This window comes from Aeromonas sp. S13(2024) (assembly GCF_041402405.1).
GTDB classification, from domain to species: Bacteria; Pseudomonadota; Gammaproteobacteria; order Enterobacterales; family Aeromonadaceae; genus Aeromonas; species Aeromonas veronii.
Window position 1 is genome coordinate 15,520 of the sequence record NZ_JBGLRA010000012.1, and the last position, 22,283, is coordinate 37,802.

General features: G+C 59.7%; 19 protein-coding genes. 11 read left to right on the plus strand and 8 right to left on the minus strand.

Annotated elements, in window-relative coordinates:
- Window positions 1–457 precede the first annotated feature (457 nt).
- The 6 genes from ACB042_RS15355 to ACB042_RS15380 all read right to left on the minus strand — a co-directional run bounded on the left by ACB042_RS15355 (window position 458) and on the right by ACB042_RS15380 (window position 8,502).
- The gene (locus ACB042_RS15355; RefSeq protein WP_371178675.1) at window positions 458–3,013 is read right to left on the minus strand and encodes a TRAP transporter permease; all 2,556 of its coding nucleotides are present in this window, start codon (window positions 3,011–3,013) and stop codon (window positions 458–460) included.
- 103 nt (window positions 3,014–3,116) lie between these two features.
- Window positions 3,117–4,088 carry a TAXI family TRAP transporter solute-binding subunit gene (locus tag ACB042_RS15360; RefSeq protein WP_371178676.1) on the minus strand — a complete coding sequence of 324 codons (972 nt, stop codon included), beginning with the start codon at window positions 4,086–4,088 and terminating at the stop codon, window positions 3,117–3,119.
- Window positions 4,089–4,501: 413 nt separating this feature from the next.
- Window positions 4,502–6,655, minus strand: a complete 2,154-nt coding sequence (locus tag ACB042_RS15365; protein WP_371178677.1) for a S9 family peptidase — start codon at window positions 6,653–6,655, stop codon at window positions 4,502–4,504.
- Window positions 6,656–6,889: 234 nt separating this feature from the next.
- Window positions 6,890–7,321, minus strand: coding sequence for a DUF411 domain-containing protein (locus ACB042_RS15370; protein ID WP_371178678.1), 432 nt, complete (start codon window positions 7,319–7,321; stop codon window positions 6,890–6,892).
- Between the two features lie 52 nt (window positions 7,322–7,373).
- Complete coding sequence (locus tag ACB042_RS15375; RefSeq protein ID WP_157161567.1) at window positions 7,374–7,691, minus strand: hypothetical protein; 318 nt, start codon at window positions 7,689–7,691, stop codon at window positions 7,374–7,376.
- An 88-nt stretch (window positions 7,692–7,779) separates the two neighbouring features.
- A complete protein-coding gene (locus tag ACB042_RS15380; RefSeq protein ID WP_005348556.1) occupies window positions 7,780–8,502 on the minus strand; it encodes an SDR family oxidoreductase in 723 nt (240 codons plus the stop codon).
- A gap of 142 nt (window positions 8,503–8,644) precedes the next feature.
- On the opposite strand from ACB042_RS15380, the gene ACB042_RS15385 reads away from it, so the two are divergent.
- From ACB042_RS15385 to ACB042_RS15405, 5 genes are all read left to right on the plus strand, one after another.
- Complete coding sequence (locus ACB042_RS15385) at window positions 8,645–9,487, plus strand: LysR family transcriptional regulator (RefSeq protein ID WP_042081422.1); 843 nt, start codon at window positions 8,645–8,647, stop codon at window positions 9,485–9,487.
- Between the two features lie 101 nt (window positions 9,488–9,588).
- Window positions 9,589–10,185 (plus strand): NAD(P)H-dependent oxidoreductase, encoded by a 597-nt coding sequence (locus ACB042_RS15390; protein ID WP_005339958.1) that lies wholly within the window; start codon window positions 9,589–9,591, stop codon window positions 10,183–10,185.
- Window positions 10,186–10,252: 67 nt separating this feature from the next.
- Entirely contained in the window at window positions 10,253–12,109 is a 1,857-nt protein-coding gene (locus ACB042_RS15395) for a monovalent cation:proton antiporter-2 (CPA2) family protein (protein ID WP_005357666.1), read from the plus strand.
- Window positions 12,106–12,492, plus strand: coding sequence for a SirB2 family protein (locus ACB042_RS15400; protein ID WP_323911175.1), 387 nt, complete (start codon window positions 12,106–12,108; stop codon window positions 12,490–12,492). Before ACB042_RS15395 ends, ACB042_RS15400 begins: the two co-directional genes overlap by 4 nt.
- 287 nt (window positions 12,493–12,779) lie before the next feature.
- Entirely contained in the window at window positions 12,780–13,766 is a 987-nt protein-coding gene (locus ACB042_RS15405; RefSeq protein ID WP_005339987.1) for a YafY family protein, read from the plus strand.
- 854 nt (window positions 13,767–14,620) lie between these two features.
- Here the strand turns inward: ACB042_RS15405 and ACB042_RS15410 are convergent.
- Both ACB042_RS15410 and rsmD read right to left on the minus strand, forming a co-directional pair.
- Complete coding sequence (locus tag ACB042_RS15410) at window positions 14,621–14,932, minus strand: DUF1145 domain-containing protein (RefSeq protein WP_005348564.1); 312 nt, start codon at window positions 14,930–14,932, stop codon at window positions 14,621–14,623.
- Complete coding sequence (gene rsmD, locus ACB042_RS15415) at window positions 14,916–15,545, minus strand: 16S rRNA (guanine(966)-N(2))-methyltransferase RsmD (protein ID WP_005348566.1); 630 nt, start codon at window positions 15,543–15,545, stop codon at window positions 14,916–14,918. The genes ACB042_RS15410 and rsmD overlap by 17 nt, the downstream gene beginning before the upstream one ends.
- 110 nt (window positions 15,546–15,655) lie before the next feature.
- Between rsmD and ftsY the strand changes: the two genes are divergently transcribed.
- The 6 genes from ftsY (at window position 15,656) to hutC (ending at window position 22,213) form a co-directional block, all read left to right on the plus strand.
- On the plus strand, window positions 15,656–17,695 hold the full coding sequence (gene ftsY, locus ACB042_RS15420) for a signal recognition particle-docking protein FtsY (protein WP_371178679.1): 2,040 nt from the start codon (window positions 15,656–15,658) through the stop codon (window positions 17,693–17,695).
- Window positions 17,696–17,784: 89 nt separating this feature from the next.
- Window positions 17,785–18,453, plus strand: a complete 669-nt coding sequence (ftsE, locus tag ACB042_RS15425; protein WP_005339995.1) for a cell division ATP-binding protein FtsE — start codon at window positions 17,785–17,787, stop codon at window positions 18,451–18,453.
- On the plus strand, window positions 18,453–19,406 hold the full coding sequence (ftsX, locus tag ACB042_RS15430) for a permease-like cell division protein FtsX (RefSeq protein ID WP_005339996.1): 954 nt from the start codon (window positions 18,453–18,455) through the stop codon (window positions 19,404–19,406). Before ftsE ends, ftsX begins: the two co-directional genes overlap by 1 nt.
- A 451-nt stretch (window positions 19,407–19,857) precedes the next feature.
- Window positions 19,858–20,712: an RNA polymerase sigma factor RpoH gene (rpoH, locus tag ACB042_RS15435; protein ID WP_033137699.1), complete on the plus strand. Its 855-nt coding sequence runs from the start codon at window positions 19,858–19,860 to the stop codon at window positions 20,710–20,712.
- A 125-nt stretch (window positions 20,713–20,837) separates the two neighbouring features.
- On the plus strand, window positions 20,838–21,497 hold the full coding sequence (gene can / locus ACB042_RS15440; RefSeq protein WP_042076162.1) for a carbonate dehydratase: 660 nt from the start codon (window positions 20,838–20,840) through the stop codon (window positions 21,495–21,497).
- An 11-nt stretch (window positions 21,498–21,508) separates the two neighbouring features.
- Complete coding sequence (hutC, locus tag ACB042_RS15445) at window positions 21,509–22,213, plus strand: histidine utilization repressor (protein ID WP_041202733.1); 705 nt, start codon at window positions 21,509–21,511, stop codon at window positions 22,211–22,213.
- Window positions 22,214–22,283 lie beyond the last annotated feature (70 nt).

Genomic DNA, 22,283 nt, shown 5'->3' on the forward strand with positions numbered 1-22,283 from the left:
GTGAATAACCATGCATGAACCTATCTTACTGTTTTATAACAATTTGTTGGTGATGATAAGGCTGTTTTTTGTACTCTGATGTGAATGAAATGGGCATAAAAACGTTTTTTATTTTGTTTTTATGCGTAATATTTCAGTTGCAAGGACAAACACGGCGGCTTGTCTGCCGTGTGGACGAAGGTTGTAACGGGTAGCTGGCCAGTTGCATCGCTGCAATTGGCGCTCACGTCAGATGGGTCGCGAACTATCGAAAAGTGAAACAGAGACCCGGCGCGGTCGGACTCCAATATGGAACATGCTATTTGCGAGGGGGTGACATGGACATGTCACCCCACTTTTTTGGCCGCTCGCCACCGTTTACCCTTTCCATGACTGTCGCTCATCGCAAGAGCCGCAGAGGGCAAGGCAATAAAAAGAGGGCCGCAATAGCGGCCCTCTGTCTCATCTGCCCGGTGGATTAACCAGCCTTGACGCTGCGGCGACGCTGCAGCCAGACGATCGCCCCGAACAGCAGGAAGCCCGGGATCCACATCCACTCCTTGGTCCAGCGCTCGGTCGGCGCCTTGACGGTGAGGATCTCCTGATCGAACTCCAGTCCCATGGTGGCGGCCGGGCTGCCAAAGGCGACGTTGTCGATCAGCGTCTTGCCATCCTGCTCATAGAGGCTCAGCCCCAGATTGGCCAGCCGCTCTTCGCCATTCGCCCCATCCGGTACGGCGACCAGCAGGGTGAACTTACGTGGCTTGCCCACTGCATCTTCACCGAGGATCCGCAGCCGCAGGGTGCTCTCCGCCTCCACTTCACCCATGGTTTGGGCCAGCTGGGCAGGCGGGGTCTCGCGATAGGGGTCGTGCACCATGTCCATCCAGAAACCCGGGCGGAACAGGGTAAAGGCGACCAGCAACAGCAGCACGCTCTCGTACCAGCGGCTCTTCACCAGGAACCAGCCCTGAGTGGCGGCGGCGAAGATCAGCATGGCGATGGTCGCCACGATGAAGATCAGCACCCCGTGGGCGAAGTCCACGTCGATCAGCAGCAGATCGGTGTTGAAGATAAACAGGAACGGCAGCGCCGCGGTACGCAGGCTGTAGTAAAACGCCGTGATCCCGGTCTTGATGGGATCACCCTTGGAGACAGCGGCAGCCGCGAAGGAGGCCAGTCCCACCGGCGGCGTCACATCCGCCATGATGCCGAAGTAGAAGACGAACAGGTGCACCGCGATCAGCGGCACGATCAGCCCGTTTTGCTGCCCCAGCGTCACCACAACTGGCGCCAGCAGGCTGGAGACGACGATGTAGTTGGCCGTGGTCGGCAGCCCCATGCCGAGGATCAGGCTCAGCAGGGCGGTGAGCAGCAGCATCAGCAGCAGGTTGCCCATGGAGAGGAACTCCACCAGATCCGCCAGCACCAGACCAACCCCGGTCTGGGAGACCGCACCCACGATAATCCCCGCGGTGGCGGTGGCAATGCCGATACCGATCATGTTGCGGGCACCGGCAACCAGCCCTTCCCGCAGATCCACCACGCCGTCAGCGACGGTGCCGTAGTCGTGCTTGCCGTCCTTGCGCAGCCAGTTGAGCAGCGGGCGCTGGGTCAGCAGGATGATCACCAGCATCACGGTACCCCAGAAGGCCGACAGCCCCGGCGAGAGGCGTTCCACCATCAGGCACCATACCAGTACCACCACCGGCAGCAGGAAGTGCAGGCCGGAGAGCAGCACGGCGCGGGTGTTGGGCAACTCGGTGAGCGGCTTGTCGGGATCTTCGGCAGGCAGTGGTTCATTGCTGGCGGCGATCTTCAACAGGGCCACATAGGTGGCAGCCAGCAGTACCGAGATCCCCGGCAGTGCGTACTCACCCAGCGCAGGTTTGAGCCAGCCGAGGCCATAGTAGACCGCCAGTGACAGGCCGCTGATGAGGGCCGCGCCAAAGGCAAAACCGGTCAGGCGACGCAGCCAGGGTTTGGGTTGATGGTTGCCGATGGGCTGCATGCCCAGTTTCAGTGCCTCCAGATGGACGATGTAGAGCAGCGCTATGTAGGAGATGGCGGCAGGCAGGAAGGCGTGCTTGATGATCTCCACATAGGGGATGCCCACGTATTCGACCATCAGGAAAGCCGCAGCCCCCATCACGGGTGGCATGATCTGGCCGTTGACCGAGGAGGCCACTTCCACCGCCCCCGCTTTCTCTGAACTGAAGCCCACCTTCTTCATCATCGGGATGGTGAAAGTACCGGTGGTCACCACGTTGGCAATCGACGAGCCGGAAATCAGACCGGTCAGGCCGGAGGCGACCACTGCCGCCTTGGCCGGGCCGCCGCGCAGGTGACCGAGCAGGCTGAAGGCGAGTTGGATAAAGTAGTGACCGGCACCGGCCCGCTCCAGCAGGGCGCCAAACAGCACGAACAGGAACACGAAGCTGGTGGAGACGCCAAGGGCAATGCCGAACACCCCTTCGGTGGTGATCCACTGGTGGTTGGCCAGCGCGGTGAAACCTACCCCGCGATGTGCCAGCAGTCCCGGCATCCAGGGGCCCGCCAGGCTGTAGATCAGAAAGACGATGGCGATGACCGCCAGTGCTGGCCCCAGGGCGCGGCGCGCCGCTTCCAGCAGCAGCGGAATGCCGATGCAGGCGGTCACCAGATCGGCGGTGGTGAGGGTGCCAGGACGCAGTGCCAGCGCTTCATACATCACGAACAGGTAAGAGGCGGCGCCAGCAGCGATCAGACCGAGGGCGATATCGCCGAGGGGAACCCGATCCCGCGGCGAGGAGCGAAATGCCGGGAACACCAGAAAAGCCAGCAACAGGGCAAAGGTGAGGTGAATGGAGCGGGTTTCGGTGTCATTGAGTACGCCAAACCCCACCATGAAGGGGAGTGGCGAGGCGATCCAGAGCTGGAACAGCGACCAGGCCAGTGCCAGTGCTGTGATGATCCAGCCCAGCGGGCCCAGCGGCAGGCGAGCGCCCACATCCTGGGCGATCAGTTCCTCGGTAGAGAGTTGTTTATCTTGCATAGGGTTAACTTGTGCCAACGAGTACAACAAGAGCGACACCCGCCCCCGCAATCAGGCGGCAGACGGGTGTCGAAGAGAGTGACAAAGGCCCCGGGGCCTTCAATCAGAGCCAGCCGCGCTCTTTGTAGTAGCGAGCAGCCCCTTCATGCAGCGGTGCAGAGAGACCTACCTTGATCATGTCGGCCTCTTTCAGGTCGGCAAAGGCAGGGTGCAGGCGCTTGAAGCGATCCAGGTTGTCGAACACCGACTTGACCAGCTGATAGACCACTTCCGGATCGGTTTTGGCGCTGGTGGAGAGCACCGCTTTGCCACCGATGGAGGGGGTCGGCTTGTCGCTGCCCTTGTAGATGCCGCCCGGGATCTCGGCCTTGCTGTAGTAGCTCTTCTCGGCCAGCAGCTTGTCGATGTCGGCGCCGGTCACAGGTACCAGTACCGCATCAGTGGTGGTAGAGGCTTCCTGAATGGCACCGTTCGGGTGACCGACGAAGTAGCTCATGGCGTCGATGTTGTTGTCACCGAGGGCGGAGGCCTGTTCGGCCGGCTTCAGCTCGGAGAGCAGACCGAAGTCACCCTTCTTCCAGCCTTTGACCGCCATGATCTCTTCCATGGTGTCACGCTGGCCGGAGCCCGGGTTGCCGATGTTGACGCGCTTGCCCTTCAGATCGTCGAAGCTGGCGATCTTGGCATCGCGGCGAGCCAGGATGGTGAACACCTCGCTCTGCAGGGAGAAGACGGCGCGCATATCGTCCATGGCCCCTTCGGCCTGGAACGGCGGCAGCCCCTTCATCGCCTTGAACTGGTGGTCGGATTGCATGATGCCGAAGTTGAATTCACCGCTGCGGATGCCGTTGACGTTGGCAACACCACCGCCACTGGCCGGGGCGTTGCACTTGATCTGGTGATCGGCGGCGCCGCGATTGAGGAAGCGGCAGATGGACTGGCCAGCGACATAGTAGACGCCGGTCTGACCGCCGGTGCCTATGGTCACGAAGCGCTCCTGCGCTTGTACCGGACCACCGAATGAGACACCGACTAGAGCCGCCGACAGGGCGCATGCCAAAGTTAATCCTTTCATTTTTTCTCCCTTTTCTTTGATTTTGTTTATCCGATCCCCGGATAAATTGATGGCAATCCCGTTCTGCGCCGGGCTTGCCCGCTCTTCTCGTTGCGCGAAAGCGGGGGAGTTGATCACCCCCTTTCCGGCAGTCACCCTCATCCTGTGGTGAGGCTACCGACCTCCTGTCGGTCGAAGATAAATTGGCCCCTGAGGGGCCAAATAAAAAGTTGCAAGCACTCCGATTAAGCACATTCACCCAACATAAATCAAACGAAATGGCAAAATAACGGAGTTAAATCTTGAGAAACATGACCTCGATCATTCATTTTCTTGCCGAAGATTAATTTGATATGGAGGGAAATGGAAGAGGGAAAAACTACGAGAGGATTCTTATGCGGCCCTTGAATGACAAGGGCCGGAGTCATGAGAGATCAGTTGGCCGGGGTGGCCAGATCCAGGATAAAGGCGTATTCCAGCGCGATATCCTCGTAGGCTTTGAAGCGGCCCGACTTGCCGCCGTGGCCGGCGTCCATGTCGGTATTCAGTAACAACTTGTTATCATCTGTCTTCAGTTCGCGCAGCTTGGCGACCCACTTGGCGGGCTCCCAATACTGCACTTGCGAGTCGTGCAGTCCGGTGGTGACCAGCAGGTTGGGGTAGGCTTGCGCCTTGACCTGATCGTAGGGGCTGTAGCTCTTCATGTAGTCGTAGTAGCGCTTCTGGTTCGGGTTGCCCCACTCGTCATACTCCCCGGTGGTGAGGGGGATCGACTCGTCCAGCATGGTGGTGACCACATCGACGAACGGCACCTGCGCCACCACGCCGCGATAGAGTTCGGGCGCCTGATTGATGACCGCCCCCATCAGCAGGCCACCGGCGCTGCCGCCCATGGCGTAGACCTGATCCCTGGCACCGTAGCCTTGCTCCACCAACGCCTTGGTGACATCGATGAAGTCATTGAAGGTGTTCTGCTTTTTCAGCAGTTTGCCATCTTCGTACCAGTGACGGCCCAGCTCTTCACCACCCCGGATATGGGCGATGGCGTAGACGAAGCCTCTGTCCAGCAGGCTCAGGCGCGAGCTGCTGAAGTCGGGATCCATGCTGGCGCCGTAGGAGCCGTAGCCATAGACCAGCAGCGGATTCTTGGGCGCATCGGCCTGCTCTTTCTTGAACTTGTCCTTGCGATAGACCAGCGACACCGGCACCGATACACCGTCGCGGGCGGTCACCCAGAGTCGCTCGCTGGCGTACTGGTCGGCCTTGAAGCCTGCCACCGGCTGCTGCTTGAGCAGGATGCGCTTGCCGCTCGCCATATCCAGCTCATAGGTAGAGGCGGGGGTGGTCATGGAGGAGTAGCCATAACGCAGGGCGCTGGTATCCGGCTCCGGGTTGTAGGCGAGCCAGGTGACATAGGCGGGATCGTCGAAGGCGATCTCCTTCTCGTCACCGCTCTGCCAGTTGATCTGGCGCAGTCGGGTCAGCCCCTTGTTGCGCTCTTCCAGTACCAGCCAATCCTTGAACAGGGCGTAGCTCTCCAGCAGCACATCCGGATTGGGGGCAATCACCGCCTTCCAGCGATCCACCGGGCTCTCTTTGGTCTCGTAGAGGCCGAAGTTCTTGCCATCTTTGTTGGAGCGCACATAGAAGCGGCCGCGGTAGTGATCCAGGCTGTATTCGTGATCCACCTGGCGGGGCAGGAACAGGCGGGGGGCGTGCTCCGGCAGGTTGGCATCGATCAGCCGCGCTTCGCCGGTGGTGGTGCTGGAGAGGGCGATGACGATGAAATCTTCCGAGGTGGTGGCGTAGAGGCTGATGTAGAAGGAGTCATCTTTCTCTTCATAGACCAGCTTGTCCGTGGCCGGATCCGTCCCGAGCGTATGGCGATAGACCTGATAGGGCAGCAGGGTCTGCGGGTGCTTGCGCACATAGAAGACGGTCTTGTTGTCGTTGGCCCACACCAGATTGCCGGAGGTATTTTCCAGTTTGTCGGTGGCCCACTGGCCGCTCTCCAGATCGAGGAACTGGATCTGGTACTGACGGCGGGAGAGGAAATCTTCCGCCACCGCCAGCCAGCGGTTGTTGCGGCTCACCTCAAGGGCGCCGAGGGCATAGAACTCGTGCCCTTCTGCCCGCTGGTTGCTGTCGAGCAGCAGGCTCGCCTGCTCTTCACCGAGCTTGGTGCGCGAGTAGATCCCGTACTCCTTGCCCGGCTCATAGCGGGTCTGGTAGCGGTAGCCGTTCTTCACATAGGGTACCGACTCATCCTGCTGGGGGATGCGGGCGACCATCTCTTTGTAAAGCTGTTCGCGCAGGGGTTGGGTCGGCTTGAGGATGGCCTCGGTATAGGCGTTCTCGGCCTTGAGATAGTCCAATACCTCGGGCTTCTGCCGCTCGTCGTCGCGCAGCCAGTAGTAGTTGTCGATGCGGGTATCCCCGTGTTTTTTCAGCGTGCGGGGATGTTTGGCGGCCACGGGCGGCTGGATTGGATGTTCGCTTGTCAGCATGGCGGGCTCTTCATTGGCATAAGTGGGGGGGAGAACTGTCAGAAAGGCTAGCAGCAGAACTCCTCGGGAAAAGGTAAACATGTCGCATCCTTGGCGCTGGAAAGGGTTGGTAGACCTGAGCATCGGCTCCATGAATTGGCGTTAAATCTGCCCCTTGTTGCCGGTGGTTGCAAGCAATCCCTTGTTATTGCAGGAAATGTAATCAAAAAAAGCCGCTATCTCGCGATAGCGGCCCTCTTTCTGGCCATGAGCGGCAAGAGTCCGCTCAGGTGTGCCTCACATGATATGGGAGTGCCCTCTCATGGCCAGTTTTCGTCAGCCGGGGTAGCTCGACCAGCGGTTGGTCGCGCCCTCGTTGCTGATACTCAGTACCTCATAGGGATGGCCCGGAATATCCATGCCCGGCGCACTCTGGGGCATGCCCGGAATGGTCAGGCCACGGATCGCCGGTTTTTCCCTGAGCAGCTTCTGCACATCGGCGGCCGGTACATGCCCCTCGATCACATAGCCATTTACGATACCGGTATGGCAGGAAGCCAGTTCCGGCGCGATACCGTATTGCTGCTTCACTGAGCCGAGCTGTTCGGTTTCGATGACCTCCAGTTCGAAGCCATTCTGCTCCATGTGCTCGTTCCAGCTTTGGCAGCAGCCACAATATTTGGATTTGTAGACGGTCATCTTCTCGGCCGCGAGAGCCGAAAAGCTGACGGTACCGGCCAGCATGGCCAGTAACAGGGGTTTGTACATCACTCACCTCAGATTGAAAGAAAAGATGCCCGATACGGGATGCGTTTCAGATCTAGGGGCGTGGGGGACGTTCGAGCCGCTCGCACGGGGCGTCCGGCATAAAGAGAGAGGGGGAGGCGAAGTCGGGACTATCAGGTTCCAGCACGGCGACCGTCAGGCTGTCGCTGCCTACCAGCGTCATCGAGAGGGCGGTGGTAAAGCTGCCGCAGGGCATCGCTTTTTCCAGGGTACGCTCGCTCTGGCTGCAGTGGGTGGTCAGGGTACAGAGGTCGGTTGCGGCCCGGCTGCCAAACGACATCAACACCAGCACCAGACTCCACAAGGGGAGCCAGCGACGGGCGTGAGCGAGTTGGCGACGGGTGAGAACCATGGAATGACTCGGAAAAAACAAAGGGCACATGGTAACCCTGTGCCCCGGGGGAGGGTCAAGCCCTCCCCATAGTGTCAGTCAGCCAGGATTAAGGTTGCTGACGGGTCGCCGCCAGCACGATCTCGCGCACGCAGACGTTGGCAGGCTGGTTCCAAGCGTAGAGCACGGCATCGGCGATCACTTCCGGCGCAATGACGCCACCCATCTGATCTTTCCAGTCGTGGTAACCGGCCTTGATGCTCTCGTCAGTGGTGTGGCTGAGCAGCTCGGTCTCGACCGCACCCGGGGCAATGGTCACCATCCGCACGCCGACATCGGCTACCTCTTCCCGGATGTTCTCGGTCAGGGCGTGCACGGCGAACTTGGTGGCGCAGTAGGCAGCATGGTTCGGGAAGGTCTTGCGACCGGCGATGGAGCTGATGTTGATGATGGTGCCGCTGCGGCGCTCCTTCATGCCTGCCAGCACTGCGTGGACGCCGTTCAGCACCCCCATCACGTTGATGTTGAGCATCTGCTGCCATTCGGCGGGATCCTGCACATCGGCCTGACCCAGCAGCATGACACCGGCGTTGTTGACCATGCAGCCGACCGGGCCAAATTTGGCTTCTGCCTGCTGGACGGCGGCTTTCATGGCGGCGGTGTCGGTCACATCGACCCCGATGCAGAGGGTATCGGGCAGGTTCAGTGCCTGCATCGGCTCGACCCGGCGGGCCAGCAGTAGCAGCGGATGACCGGCGGCAGAGAAGGCACGGGCGATGGCGGCACCGATCCCGGCGGAGGCACCGGTGATCACGACGAGAGATTTGGACATGGGTCTTTCCTTCTGATTCAAGAGTCGGTTTGAGCAAACAGGTGGCTGGCCAGCACGGAACCCAATCACTATAGTCACTGTATCTATAAGTGATAAATATTGTTTTCCGCTGGTTATCATCTGAAAAAACTATGGTTGGTTTATGCTGGACTTGAGATTGCTGCGTTTCTTCATCGCCATCTATGAAGAGAAGAACATCACGGCGGCGGCCGAACGCTGCCATGTCAGCCAGCCCTCCCTCTCGGCGGGGCTGCGCCAGCTGGAAGAGGCGCTCGGTGACAGCCTGTTTGTCCGGGGCAAGAAGGGGGTGGTGGCGAAAGATCCGGCCCACTATCTCTATCCTCACGCGGTCAAGCTGGTGGAGGAGGCGCGCCGTCTGCCGGAGCTGTTTCGCCAGAAAGCGACGCGTGCGAGGCTCAATATCGCCATCATGCCGGACTTGAGTCGCCGCCGGGTGGCCGGGCTGCTGCAGCAAGTACAGCGCGTGTTGCCGCAGCTGGATCTCACCCTTTCCGACTACGCCACCCCCGCCGACTGCCGCTTGACGCTGGATGCCTTGCGCCGGGAGGACGAGATCTTTCTGCCGCTGTGGGAGGAGGATTACGTGCTCTGCGTGCCGGTCGACCACCCCCTTGCCAGTCGCGAAAGGATCGAGCTGGCCGAGCTGCAACATTATGATTTTATTGAGTGCCCGCCCTGCGAAGCCCATCAGCAGACTATCGGCCTGCTGGCCTGTGACCGCCTTACCCTCAATCTGGTGGCCAAGGCCGAGAGCAAGGGGCTGGTGATGGCGCTGGTGCTGGCGGGGGTCGGCATCAGTTTTCTGCCGGACGGGCTGGTCGAGGATGAGGCGGGGCTCTGTACCCTGCCGGTGAGCGGGCCGCGGATGTTTCGCCGGATTGGGCTCTGCTATCCCGCCCACCAGACCCTCAATCCGGCGCTGCGGGAGCTGATCCCCGAGTTGGCAGGCTATGGCGCTTCCTGATAAGGTCGCTCTCCTGTGCACCTTTACGATGCAGCTCCCCAGACTCCCCTGTTCTGTTTACCTCGCCTTGCTCCGCAAGGCTTTGTTCGGGTGATGTGGTCATGAAACGCATTCTGGTTATTTTTTCCCATCCCGCGCTGCAGAGCTCGCGGGCCAACAAGCAGCTGTTGCAGGCGATTGAGGGGCTGGAGGGGGTCACGGTTCACGACCTCTATCAGCACTATCCCGACATGTTTATCGATGTGAAGCGGGAGCAGGCGCTGCTCTGTGAGCACGACATCATCGTCTTCCAGCACCCGTTTTACTGGTACTCCTGCCCGGCCATCATGAAAGAGTGGATGGATCTGGTGCTGGAGTATGGCTATGCCTATGGCCCCGAGGCTCATGCCCTCAAGGGCAAGCAGTGGCTGAGCGCCATCACCACCGGCGGGGCGCCGGAGTCCTACTGCAGCGAGGGGTACAACAGCCGACCGCTGCTCGATTTTCTGCTGCCATTTCAGCAGGCTGCCACCTTGTGCGGCATGAACTGGCTGCCCCCCTTCGTGCTCCACTCCTTTCACAAGATCAAGGATCCCGCCGCCCTGCGCCGCTGTGGGCAGGACTACCGTCAGCTGCTCTGTGCCCTGCGTGACGATCAGCTGACCCCGGAGCAGCTGGCCGGGCGTCCTTATCTGCGCGACTTGCTGGAGGTGCTCTGATGAAACACGGGCAGCTTGTTGGCCGAGCTTATGAGCCGGACCGGATGTTCACTCGGAGGGCCGACTGATGGGCCACGGTATCCTGTTTGATGCCTTTATCTACCTCTCCGCCGCCGTTATCGCGGTGCCGCTGGCCAAGCGCTGGGGGCTGGGCTCGGTGCTCGGTTACCTGCTGGCGGGGATCATCATAGGCCCCTTTTTGCTGGGGCTGGTGGGGGAGCAGAAGGATGTGATGCACTTCGCCGAGTTTGGCGTGGTGCTGATGCTGTTTCTGGTCGGTCTTGAATTGCGTCCCGCCCTCTTGTGGCAGCTGAAGGGGCCGATCCTCGGCACCGGTGGCCTGCAGGTGCTGCTCACCACGGCGGCACTGACCGGCGTGGCGCACCTGATCGGTCTGCCGCTGCAACAGGGGTTGGCCATCGGTCTGATCTTGGCGCTCTCCTCCACCGCCATCGTTCTGCAGAGCCTGCAGGAGCGCAAGCTGATGCAGAGCGAGAGCGGTCGCTCCGCCTTTGCAGTGCTGCTGTTTCAGGATATTGCGGTCATTCCGATCCTGGCGCTGCTGCCGCTGCTGGCCATGGCCCCGGTCGCCAGTAATGGCGGCTCCGAGCTGGCGGGTTGGCAGCATGGTCTGCTGGTGGTCGCGGCCATCTCCGGCATAGTGCTGGGTGGCCACTACCTGATGCGGCCGGTGTTTCGTGCCATCGCCCAGTCCCATATGCGGGAGATCTTCGTCGCCGCCGCCCTGCTGCTGGTGATCGCTATCGCTGTGCTGATGGAGTCGGTGGGGCTCTCGCCCGCTCTCGGCTCCTTCCTCGCCGGTGTGGTGTTGGCCGATAGCGAATATCGCCACGAGCTGGAGGCAGACATTGAGCCGTTCAAGGGCTTGCTGCTCGGCCTCTTCTTTATGTCGGTGGGGGCGGGGATCGACTTCGGGCTGTTTGCCGAGCACCCCTTCCTGATACCAACCCTGGTCGTTGGCCTGATGGTGCTCAAATGGCTGGTGCTGATGGCGCTTGGCTTCATCATCCGCATCTCGCCGAGCCAGCGCTGGACCTTCGCACTGGCGTTGGCGCAGGGGGGCGAGTTTGCCTTCGTGCTCTTTTCGTTTGCCGCGCAAAATCGGGTGCTGCCCGGCGAGACCATCTCGCTGCTGACGCTGGTGGTGGCGCTCTCCATGGCGCTCACCCCGCTGCTGCTGATCCTCAATGATCGGGTGATCCAGCCCTGGTTCGATTACCGTAACCAGAGCGACGCACCGCAGCATGAACAACCTGAGCTGGTGGAGCATCCGGTGATCATCGCGGGCTTCGGCCGCTTTGGTCAGATCGTGGGGCGTCTGCTGCACGGTCACGGCATCGGTACCACCATCCTCGAGCAGGATGCCAGCCAGATAGAGACCCTGCGCAAGTATGGCTATCAGGTCTTCTATGGTGATGCCAGCCGGATCGACCTGCTCCATGCCGCCGGGGCGCACAAGGCGAAGCTGCTGGTGCTCTCCATCAACGATCCGGCTACCTCGCTGGCGGTGATCGAGATGGTGCAGAAGCACTTCCCGCACCTGAAGATCCTGGCGCGCGCGCTGGATCGGCCCCACGCCCACGAGATCCTGCGCCACGGGGTCGAAAGCGTGCACCGGGAAACCCTGGGCTCTGCGGTCGATCTGGGGGTGGAAGCCCTGACCCAGCTCGGTTTTCGGGCCAACCAGGCCTGGCGGGCGGGGCAGACCTTCAAGCAGCACGATAACTGGCTGTTGCGCGAGCAGGTCAACTATCTGGACGACGAACACACTTATATCAACAAGAGCCTGCAATACCGGGAGATCCTCTCTGATCTGTTGCAAGACGACGAGGAGGGGCAGGAGCGTATCCATGCCCACAACTGGAATAGCGGGTTACCCGACGACGACAAGGAAGCAAAATGATTGCCTATTACCCCATGTTCAAACACCTGCATATGACGCTGGCGCTGGTCAGTCTGCTGCTCTTTATCTATCGCTGGAGTCTGGCGCTTGCCGGCAGCGCTCGGTTGCAGCAGAAGTGGCTGAAGATCCTCCCGCATATCAACGACACCTTCCTGCTGCTGTTTGGTGTGTTGCTGGCGGTGGCCTTGCAGTTGAGCCCGGGTCAACAACCCTGGCTGATGGCCAAGCTGATGGCACTGGTACTCTATATCGGTCTGGGAGTCATGGCGCTCAAGCGCCCGGCCCGCGGTCAGAAGCTGGTGGCCGGTGTGGCGGCACTGGCGGTGTTTGGCTACATGGTCGGTGCGGCCATCACCAAGTCAGCCTGGTCGTGGCTGATGTGAGCAAAAGGGGAGAGCTATGCTCTCCCCTGAAATCATATTCTGTGATGAATTAATTAATCGGAGTTTTATGCTAACAATAAATCGCAACATAGAACTTTCATTTGAGGGATTTTTGGCTAATTTTAGCCTCTAGCGGCTCCTTTTTTGAGTGTATTGTCTTTGAAAATCAATTGTTTAGTGTGTTTTGTATGAAAATGGCGACAGTTGTCGCAGCAAAACTTGCGACATAGACTGTCGCAAGTCACGACTAGCATACAGTCAACGCTAAACCAGTGAAGGCAAGCACCATGAGCAAGAAGCTGTTACGACAACTGACCTTGGCGCGTTGCATCCCGCACCGCCCTTACAAGCTGACCGCCAGCCAACTCCAGGTAAAACTGGAAGAGGAAGGTATCCACGTCAGTCTGCGTACCGTGCAACGGGACCTGGAGGAGATGTCCGGCATGGGACTGTTCGACCTCACCTCGGACGAGCGCAGCAAACCCCATGGCTGGTGCTTCGAGCGCCACGGCCTCAACGACTTTGCCAATATCATGCCGCTCTCGCTGGCGGTGGCCCTGAAAACCTGGAGTGATCAGGCGAGCCAACTGTTGCCGGCGAGTGTACTGACCGAATTGAATCCGCTGGTCGACAAGGCGAGCCAGGTGATCCGCGACAGCCAGAGTGAACTGGCCGAACGCTGGTTGGAGAGTGTCCATCAGTCACCGCGTCCGTTTGCTGGCAACCCGGAGATCCGCCGCAGCACCCTGATCCGCGATGCGCTTTGGCGTGGTCGCAAGTTCAGTGCCGAGATCCAGCGCGTGATCAAAGAGCGCACCGTATGGCTCTGCTACGACCGTATCAACCCGCTCGGCATTCTCAATCAGCCGGACGGTCCGATCCTGCTCTGCACTCTGTCCGAGCTGGATCCCAAGGTCTACGGCATTCCGTTTGACCATATCAAGAACGTGGAGCTGACCAACTTCAGCGCCACCCAGCCGAAGGATTTCAATATCCAGAAGCTGATCCGCGATCAGGGCTATCAGGATGTGAGCGGCCCGATCCGCTTCGTCGGCCGGATCGATGCCAACAGCCAGTCGCTGGTGGATAACCAGATCCCCGGCAACAATCCGCGCATGACCCGCTATGACAAGCGCAGCGTGGTGGTGGAGACCGAAGTGCAGGACACCCCGGAGTTTCGCAGCTGGTTGAACAACATCGGCGGTGAACTGGAGGTGCTGGCACCGGAATCGCTGCGCAAGGCCTATCTCAATCCGGCCAACCGCTTGAGCTGATTAAAAAATTGGAATGTTGAAGAGTCGAGCCTGGTCTCGGCTCTTTTTTTGCGGTTTTTTTAAGCATATTTATTCAACTAATTTTTAAGTCTTAACGTCAGGATTGAACCGTTTTCCTGCCCCGTTTTTGGGGGCGAAACCCGTGTAAGAGATCTGCCATAGCGACTGTAAGAGGCTGGCGCTTTGAGCCGTACGCGAAGCCATGCCAGAATGATCGAGCTTTCCCGTGAAACTAAATAACTAACTGATATTAAAGGGTTAGTTTTTAAGTTCATTTTTTGAGATGGGAGCTGCATCGGATCTTTATCATCGGATGGCCCTTGTTCGGGGTGCGCATTTCCTTAGTATGGGTCTCACAAGGACGAAGCTGGTCCGGCAGGATGCAGGGCAGCGCATAAAGATGGAATAGTCCGCAGGATGTGGACAAGGGACACCTCAGGATGAGCTCGATAATCAGGACGATTATCGTCACGGATGAATAAAGGAACACCGCGGGATGCGGCAGGACACTCTCGGGATGGGAGCAGAACGAACGGAACCTCGTTCTTCAGGATGAACAGGACCTCGCCGGATGCGAGAGGAATACTTCAGGATGAAGTGAGATAACCCGGATGGTTATCTGTCAGGAAGACGCAAGGAACCCCACAGGACGTGGTAATGGACACCTCCAGGATGGAGACAGTGAAGCAGTTCAGGATGAATTGCCAGGCCAGGAACGCCGCAGGACACGCCAACGGATTGGAAAGGGGATATTCCAAAGGATTAGGATAACGTCAGGGATTGCAGGGAGCATTGCAGTTCTACGGACAGGACGACACGACTCTAGGGGACGGCTACCGCCGTCCCCTTTTCTTTTATGGTTTGCCCGAGAGATTGCCGCGCTGGGCGGCGTTGACGATCTCTTGCAGGCGCTGACGAATGTCGACCATGCCAAACACACCAAAGATCAGCACAGTGACAAATTCGGCTTTGGTGACCGCGAAGTAGCGTTTGCAAGCTGCCTTGATCATGCTGGCCTGCAGCCAGTGCAGCAGGGCGACGATCACGCCGCAGACCGGCAGAAAGCCGTTGAGTTTGCCGGGCAGCGGGGCAATCAGGCTCACCAGTACGCCAAACCAGAAGAACAGTATCAGCCCCATCGCCAACAGATTAAAGACCCGCTTCATTGTTTACCTCCCGTAGATAGAGTTGATAACAGACCTGACCTGCCTGTTTGTCCTTGAGTAGTTGCCAGCTGGCAGGCAGCGCCAGATCGGCCATCTCTTTCTCCCGCTCCAGATAGATGAGGGCGTCCGCTGCCAGCCAGCCGCGCTGCTCCAGCAGTTCGCACACCTGCGGCAGCAGCTCGCGGCGAAACGGCGGATCGAGGAACACCAGATCAAACGGCGTGGCCGGGCCTTGTAGCCAGCTCACTGCATCTGACTGGATCACCTGACCCTGACTGCTGCCGAGGGCGGTCAGGTTCTTCTTGATCTGGTCAGCGGCCCCTTTGTCCATCTCGATCAGGGTCACCTGCTCGGCATAGCGCGACAGTGCCTCCAGTCCGAGTCCGCCGCTACCGGCAAACAGATCCAGGCAGCGGGTGCCGCGAATGTGGGGGGCCAGCCAGTTGAAGATGGTCTCCTTGACGCGATCCGTGGTGGGTCTGAGCCCCTCCACATCCTTGACCGGCAATTTGCGGCCTCGCCACTGGCCGCTGATGATTCTTACAAAGCCCGATTTTCCTTGCGGGGCGGGACTCTTGCTCGGGTTGCTACGGCTGGATTTCACTCTGGGCATCGCGTTTCATCGTCAGAAAATAAAGTGGTAGTATAAGGCGGTTCATTTTTATGCCGACCCGCCAAGGGACGGCTATCTTAGCAGTCAGCCTTTGATGTGAGTATTTTTAGATGGCAAAAGGTTTGTTTTCCTGGCTGGGTTTCGGCCGCAAGAAAGAAGAGGCTGAGGCTGTCCAACCACAGACACCCCAAGCCACCCACGTTACCGTTGAGCCCGAGGTCACTGCTACCCCCGCTCCCGTTTCCGATACCACTGTTTCCGATAGTACGCCGGCTGTTGCCCCCGAAGTGCCTGCCAGCGCACAGAATCCCGTTTTGCAAGATGATTGCTGCCTGCCGACCGAGCTGGACGACCACGGCCCGCTGGTGGTGGAGGAGTGCGCCTCCGATCTGGAGCCGGTGATCGTCAACGAAACGCTGATCGCCGAAGAGGAGCGTGCCGCTGAAGCCGCTCGCACTGCCGCAGAGGCGCAAGCCGCTGAGGTCAAGGCAGCCGAAGAGGCTCGTATTGCTGCCGAAGCTCGTGCTGCGGAAGAGGCTCGTATTGCTGCCGAGGCTCGTGCTGCAGAAGAGGCACGTATCGCTGCCGAAGCTCGTGCTGCGGAAGAGGCCCGTATTGCTGCCGAAGCCCGTGCTGCGGAAGAGGCCCGTACCGCTGCCGAGGCTCGCGCCGCGCAAGAAGCTCGCATTGCTGCCGAAGCTCGCGCCGCAGAAGAGGCTCGTATCACTGCCGAAGCTCGTGCTGCAGAAGAGGCTCGTATCGCTGCCGAAGCTCGTGCTGCAGAAGAGGCTCGCATTGCTGCCGAAGCCCGTGCTGCGGAGGAGGCTCGTATTGCTGCCGAGGCTCGCGCCGCGGAAGAGGCTCGCGCCGCGGAAGAGGCTCGCGCCGCGGAAGAGGCTCGCGCCGCGGAAGAGGCTCGCATCGCTGCCGAAGCCCGTGCTGCGGAAGAGGCTCGCATCGCTGCCGAGGCTCGCGCCGCGGAAGAGGCCCGTATTGCTGCCGAAGCCCGTGCTGCGGAAGAGGCCCGTATCGCTGCCGAAGCTCGCGCTGCGGAGGAGGCTCGCATTGCCGCTGAAGCTCAGGCTGCGGAAGAAGCCCGTATCGCCAAAGAAGCCCAGCGAGCGGAAGATATGCGCCTGGTCGCCGCGATGGAGGCTGAGGCCGCCGCCCTGGCCGCTCTGCCGCTGGCCGCCAAGGTGGACGACGACACCCAGGACAAACCGCAGCGGGAGGGCTTCTTTGCTCGCCTCAAGCGCAGTCTGGTACGCACCAAGGAGAATATCGGCTCCGGTTTCTTCGGCCTGTTCCGTGGCAAGAAGATCGACGATGAGCTGTTTGAAGAGCTGGAAACCCAGCTGCTGACCGCCGATCTCGGTGTGGATACCACTACTCGTATCATCGAGGGGCTGGTGCAGCACGCGGATCGCAAGCAGCTCAAGGATGCCGAGGCGCTCTACGGCCTGCTCAAGCAGGACATGGGCGAGATGCTGGCCAAGGTCGAGCAGCCGCTGGTGATCGACACCAGCAAGAAGCCTTATGTGATCCTGATGGTCGGCGTAAACGGCGTCGGCAAGACCACCACCATCGGCAAGCTGGCCAAGCAGTTCCAGGCTGAAGGCAAGAGCGTGATGCTGGCGGCGGGTGACACCTTCCGTGCTGCTGCGGTCGAACAGCTGCAGGTTTGGGGTCAGCGCAACAACATTCCGGTGATTGCCCAGCATACCGGTGCCGACTCCGCTTCCGTCATTTATGACGCCATCGAGGCTGCCCGCTCCCGCGGAGCTGACGTGCTGATCGCCGACACCGCCGGCCGCCTGCAGAACAAGAGCAACCTGATGGAAGAGCTCAAGAAGGTGGTGCGGGTGATGAAGAAGCTGGATGAAGAGGCGCCCCACGAGATCATGCTGACGCTGGACGCCGGCACCGGCCAGAACGCGCTGAGCCAGGCCAAGCTGTTCAGCGAGGCGGTTGGCCTGACCGGCATCACCCTCACCAAGCTGGATGGCACGGCCAAGGGCGGCGTCATCTTCGCGGTGGCCGACAAGTTCCAGATCCCGATCCGCTACATCGGGGTGGGCGAGGGGATCGACGATCTGCGTCCCTTCGTTGCCAACGATTTCATCGAGGCGCTCTTTAGCCGCGATGAATAAGTCCGGCCGCGATGAGTCAGCTCAGCCGTGATGAGTAAGTGTTCCATGCCCCGACTCCGGTCGGGGTTTGTCAATTTCAGGGAACCGTTATGATTCGTTTTGACAAGGTCAGCAAGGTATACAGCGGCGGCCATCAGGCGCTGCAAAAGGTCAGCTTTCACCTGCGCAAGGGGGAGATGGCTTTTCTGACCGGGCACTCGGGGGCGGGCAAGAGTACCCTCCTGAAACTGATCAGCGTGATGGAGCGCCCGACCGATGGTCGTGTCTTCTTTCATGGCGATGATGTCAGCCATATCCAGCGCAGTCAGATCCCCTATGTTCGCCGCCAGATCGGGATGATCTTTCAGGATCACCGCCTGCTGATGGACAGAACCGTGTTCGACAACGTGGCGCTGCCGCTGGTGATCGATGGTTACAGCCACGCCGATATCAACAAGCGGGTGGCGGCGGCGCTGGACAAGGTGGGGTTGCTCGGCAAGGAGCGCTACCAGCCGCGCATGCTCTCCGGTGGTGAGCAGCAGCGGGTCGGCATCGCCCGCGCCATCGTCAACAAGCCGCCGTTGTTACTGGCGGATGAACCGACCGGCAACCTGGATCCCCAGCTCTCCATGGATATCATGCGGCTATTCCAGGAGTTCAATAATTTTGGGGTCTCGGTACTGATTGCCACCCACGATCTGGGGCTGATCGCTCGCATGCGCTATCGCACCCTGACCCTCAAGGCGGGCCGCATGTATTCGGCCGGGGAGGAGCTCTGATGGCTATCGTTCGTCATAAACAACCGCCGCTGCGCCGTCTGATGATGTACGGGGTTGATCATGTGCGGCAGGCGTTTGCCAGTCTCGGGGAGCTGTGGCGCAATCCGCTCGCCTCCCTGATGACGCTGGCGGTGCTTGGCGTCAGTCTGGCGCTGCCATCCTGCTTCCACGTGCTGCTGAAAAACGCCGAGGTGGTGGAGGGGAGCTGGCAGAGCAGTTCCCAGATCTCTCTTTACCTGCGCAAGGATCTGCCGGAGCAGAGCATTCTCGATCTGCAGCACAGGATCCTGCTCTATCCCGAGGTGGATTCGGTCACCTACCTGAGTCGTGACGATGCGTTGCGGGAGTTTCGCGAGATCTCCGGCTTCGGCGATGCCCTCGATTATCTGGACAGCAACCCGCTGCCGCCGGTGCTGAGCGTCATTCCGGATCCACGCTGGCAGAACCCGGAAGGGGCCGCCGAGCTGCTCAGCAAGCTCAACAACGAGGTGGGGGTCGAACAGGGCAAACTGGATCTGCAGTGGTTGACCCGGTTGCAGGGGATCATGAACCTGCTGCGCCACACCATTACCGGTATCGCGGTGCTGCTGCTTTCTGCCGTGTTGCTGATCGTCGGCAATACCCTGCGTCTCAACATCCTCAACCAGCGTTCCGAGATTGAAGTGCTCAAGCTGGTGGGGGCGACCGATTCCTTTATTCATCGTCCTTTCCTCTATACCGGCATCTGGTTCGGGGTGATCGGCGGCATGCTGGCCTGGTGGCTGACCGAAGTGATGGTGATCTGGAGCGAAGGGGTGGTGAAGGAGCTGGCGGGCTTGTATAACAGTAACTTCCGGCTGGTTGGCATGGGAGCGGTAGACGGGATCAATCTGATCTTGCTGGGCGCCCTGCTGGGGCTGATCGCCTCCTGGTTCTCGGTCCATCGCCACATTCGCGACATCGAACCATCCTGATTATTTTGTCATCAAAGTAAATCGCTGGATTTTGAGAGGCGGATCAAGTAAAAGAGGGGCCGTTTCTGGCTTGGCCCCCATAGTCAGAGTATTCTGAATAACAATGATCTTCCGGATCTTCGCTAGATCCAGTGAACCTTCTGATTTATAAGCAGTCTATTAAAGCTGAAGCATTTATACGGGTGTGGCCCCTCTGCCTTGCTCGTCAGACTTGGCAAGCATGTGAAGGTTGCGAGCTCCGCAACAATGGACTTAGCATGCTACTTTTCGGGGGTCCTTCATTGTGACCCCCTTTTTTTGACTGTTCATTCATGATTCATCCTGCAGGCTTAAGATAAGCCGGTCTAAAACTGGGCATGTTCTTTGATACACGCCGCAGAATGGCATCCGGTCAGTAGACAGACCCTCTCAGGGTGTTAGACTGATTCGATTGAAAAGTAAGAGGTAACAGATGGGAACTTCATTGCAGCGCACTATGGCTCTGATTCCGCAAGGTAGTCTGGAAGGCTATATCCAGGCAGTAAACTCTATTCCTGTGCTGAGCGCAGAGGAAGAGCGTGAACTGGCTGAGCGTTTGCAGCAGGATGGCGATCTCGAGGCTGCCCGTCAGCTGGTAATGTCGCACCTGCGCTTTGTCGTTCATGTCGCCAAGAGTTATGCCGGTTACGGCCTGCCTCAGGCCGATCTGGTTCAGGAAGGCAACATCGGCCTGATGAAGGCGGTCAAGCGCTTCGACCCAACGGTCGGCGTGCGTCTGGTCTCCTTTGCCGTGCACTGGATCAAGGCCGAAATCCACGAATATGTCCTGCGCAACTGGCGCATGGTCAAGGTGGCGACCACCAAGGCCCAGCGCAAGCTCTTCTTCAACCTGCGCAAATCCAAAAAACGTCTGGGCTGGCTGAACCACGAAGAGGTTCAGGCCGTGGCGGCCGATCTCGGCGTCTCCGCAAGCGATGTGACCGAGATGGAAGCGCGGATGGCCAACTACGATCAGGCGTTCGATCTGGTGGGTGACGATGAGGAAGAGGGCGGTTTCGCTCCGGTTCACTATCTGGAGGACAAATCCTCCGATCTGGCCGCGACCATCGAGAATGACAACTGGGACGATCATGCGACCCGCCGTCTGAGCTCGGCCCTCGCCACCCTGGATGAGCGCAGCCAGCACATCATCCGCGCCCGCTGGCTCGATGATGACAGCAAGACCACTCTGCAGGAGCTGGCCGATACCTACGGCGTCTCTGCCGAGCGTGTGCGTCAGCTTGAGAAAAACGCACTCAAGAAGCTGAAAGATGCCATGGAAGCCTGATGCTTCCTCTCATAAAAACAGGGCCTGATGGCCCTGTTTTTGTTTCGCAGGGATCTGGTCGGCCTTGCTTTGGTTACCCTTGAGTGTGTTATGTTGCCGCCACTGCCACATTAGGGAGAGCAGAAGTGAAACTGTTGAACGACCTGTTTACCAACAACCGTGAGTGGGCCGAACGGATCAAAGCCGAAGATCCCAATTTCTTTGCCACTCTTTCTGCCCAGCAGGCCCCCGAATACCTCTGGATCGGTTGTTCCGACAGCCGGGTTCCCGCCAACCAGCTGATGGGGTTGCTGCCGGGGGATGTCTTCGTCCACCGCAACGTCGCCAATCTGGTGGTACATACCGATTTCAACTGCCTCTCCGTGCTGCAATACGCGGTAGAAGTCCTCAAGGTGAAGCACATCATCGTCTGCGGTCACTACGGTTGCGGTGGCGTCAAGGCCGCGATGCAGAACCAGGAGCTGGGTCTCATCGACAACTGGCTGCGCAACATCAAGGATGTCTACTTCAAATATGGTGAAGAGCTCGAGGCCATCGAGGATGAGCATGAGCGCTTCGACTACCTGTGCGAGCTGAACGTCGCCGAGCAGGTCGCCAACGTCTGCCACACCACCATTATCCAGAACGCCTGGCGCAAGGGGCAGGAGCTGGCCGTCCACGGCTGGATCTACGGGATCAAGGATGGCTTGCTGCATGATCTCGATCTCTGCATCAGCGGCCCGGATCAGATCCCCGATGTCTATCGTGCCTGGCCGGACATGCGTCCGCCCCACCGTCGGCGCTAGGGAGCTTCATGGTGGCGCCAGCTCTCTATCTGCAGATCAAGCAGCACATTCTGGACGGGATCCGCGAACGCCACTACCAGGCGGGGGACAGGATCCCGACCGAAGCGGCCCTGTGCGAGCAGTTCACCGTGAGCCGGATGACGGTCAACCGGGCGCTGCGGGAGCTGGTGGCGGAAGGTTGGTTGGTGCGTACCGCCGGTTCCGGCAGCTTCGTGGCGGACCGGCGCACCGAATCGCCGCTGCTGGCTATTCGCAATATTGCCGACGAGATCGCCGAGCGTGGCGGCGAGTACAGCGCCCGGGTGATCCGGCTGCAGCGGCTGGCCGCCGACGAGAAGGTGGCGGTGCAACTGGGGCTGCGGGTGGGCGCCCCCATCTTTCACAGCCTCATCGTCCATCAGGCCGATGGGGAGCCGTTGCAGCTGGAGGAGCGCTTTGTCGATGCCGGGCGCCTGCCTGGCTACGGCGAGCAGGATTTCACCCTGCAAACTCCCAACCGCTATCTGATGGATGTCTGCCCCCTCTCCGAGATGGAGCACGTAGTGGAAGCCGTGTTACCCAGCGCCGGTGAGGCGGGATTGTTGCAGATCCGAGTAGATTCTCCCTGCCTGTTGTTGCACCGGCGTACCTGGTCGGAGGGGCATCTGGTCTCCTACGCCCGTTTGCTCTCCCCCGGTTCCCGCTACAAGCTCAGCTCCAAGACTCAGCTGGAGTGAATGTATATACAACTCGATTTTGCAAAGCCCACCTCCTGGTGGGCTTTTTTGTGCTTAAACTCTAAGTTTG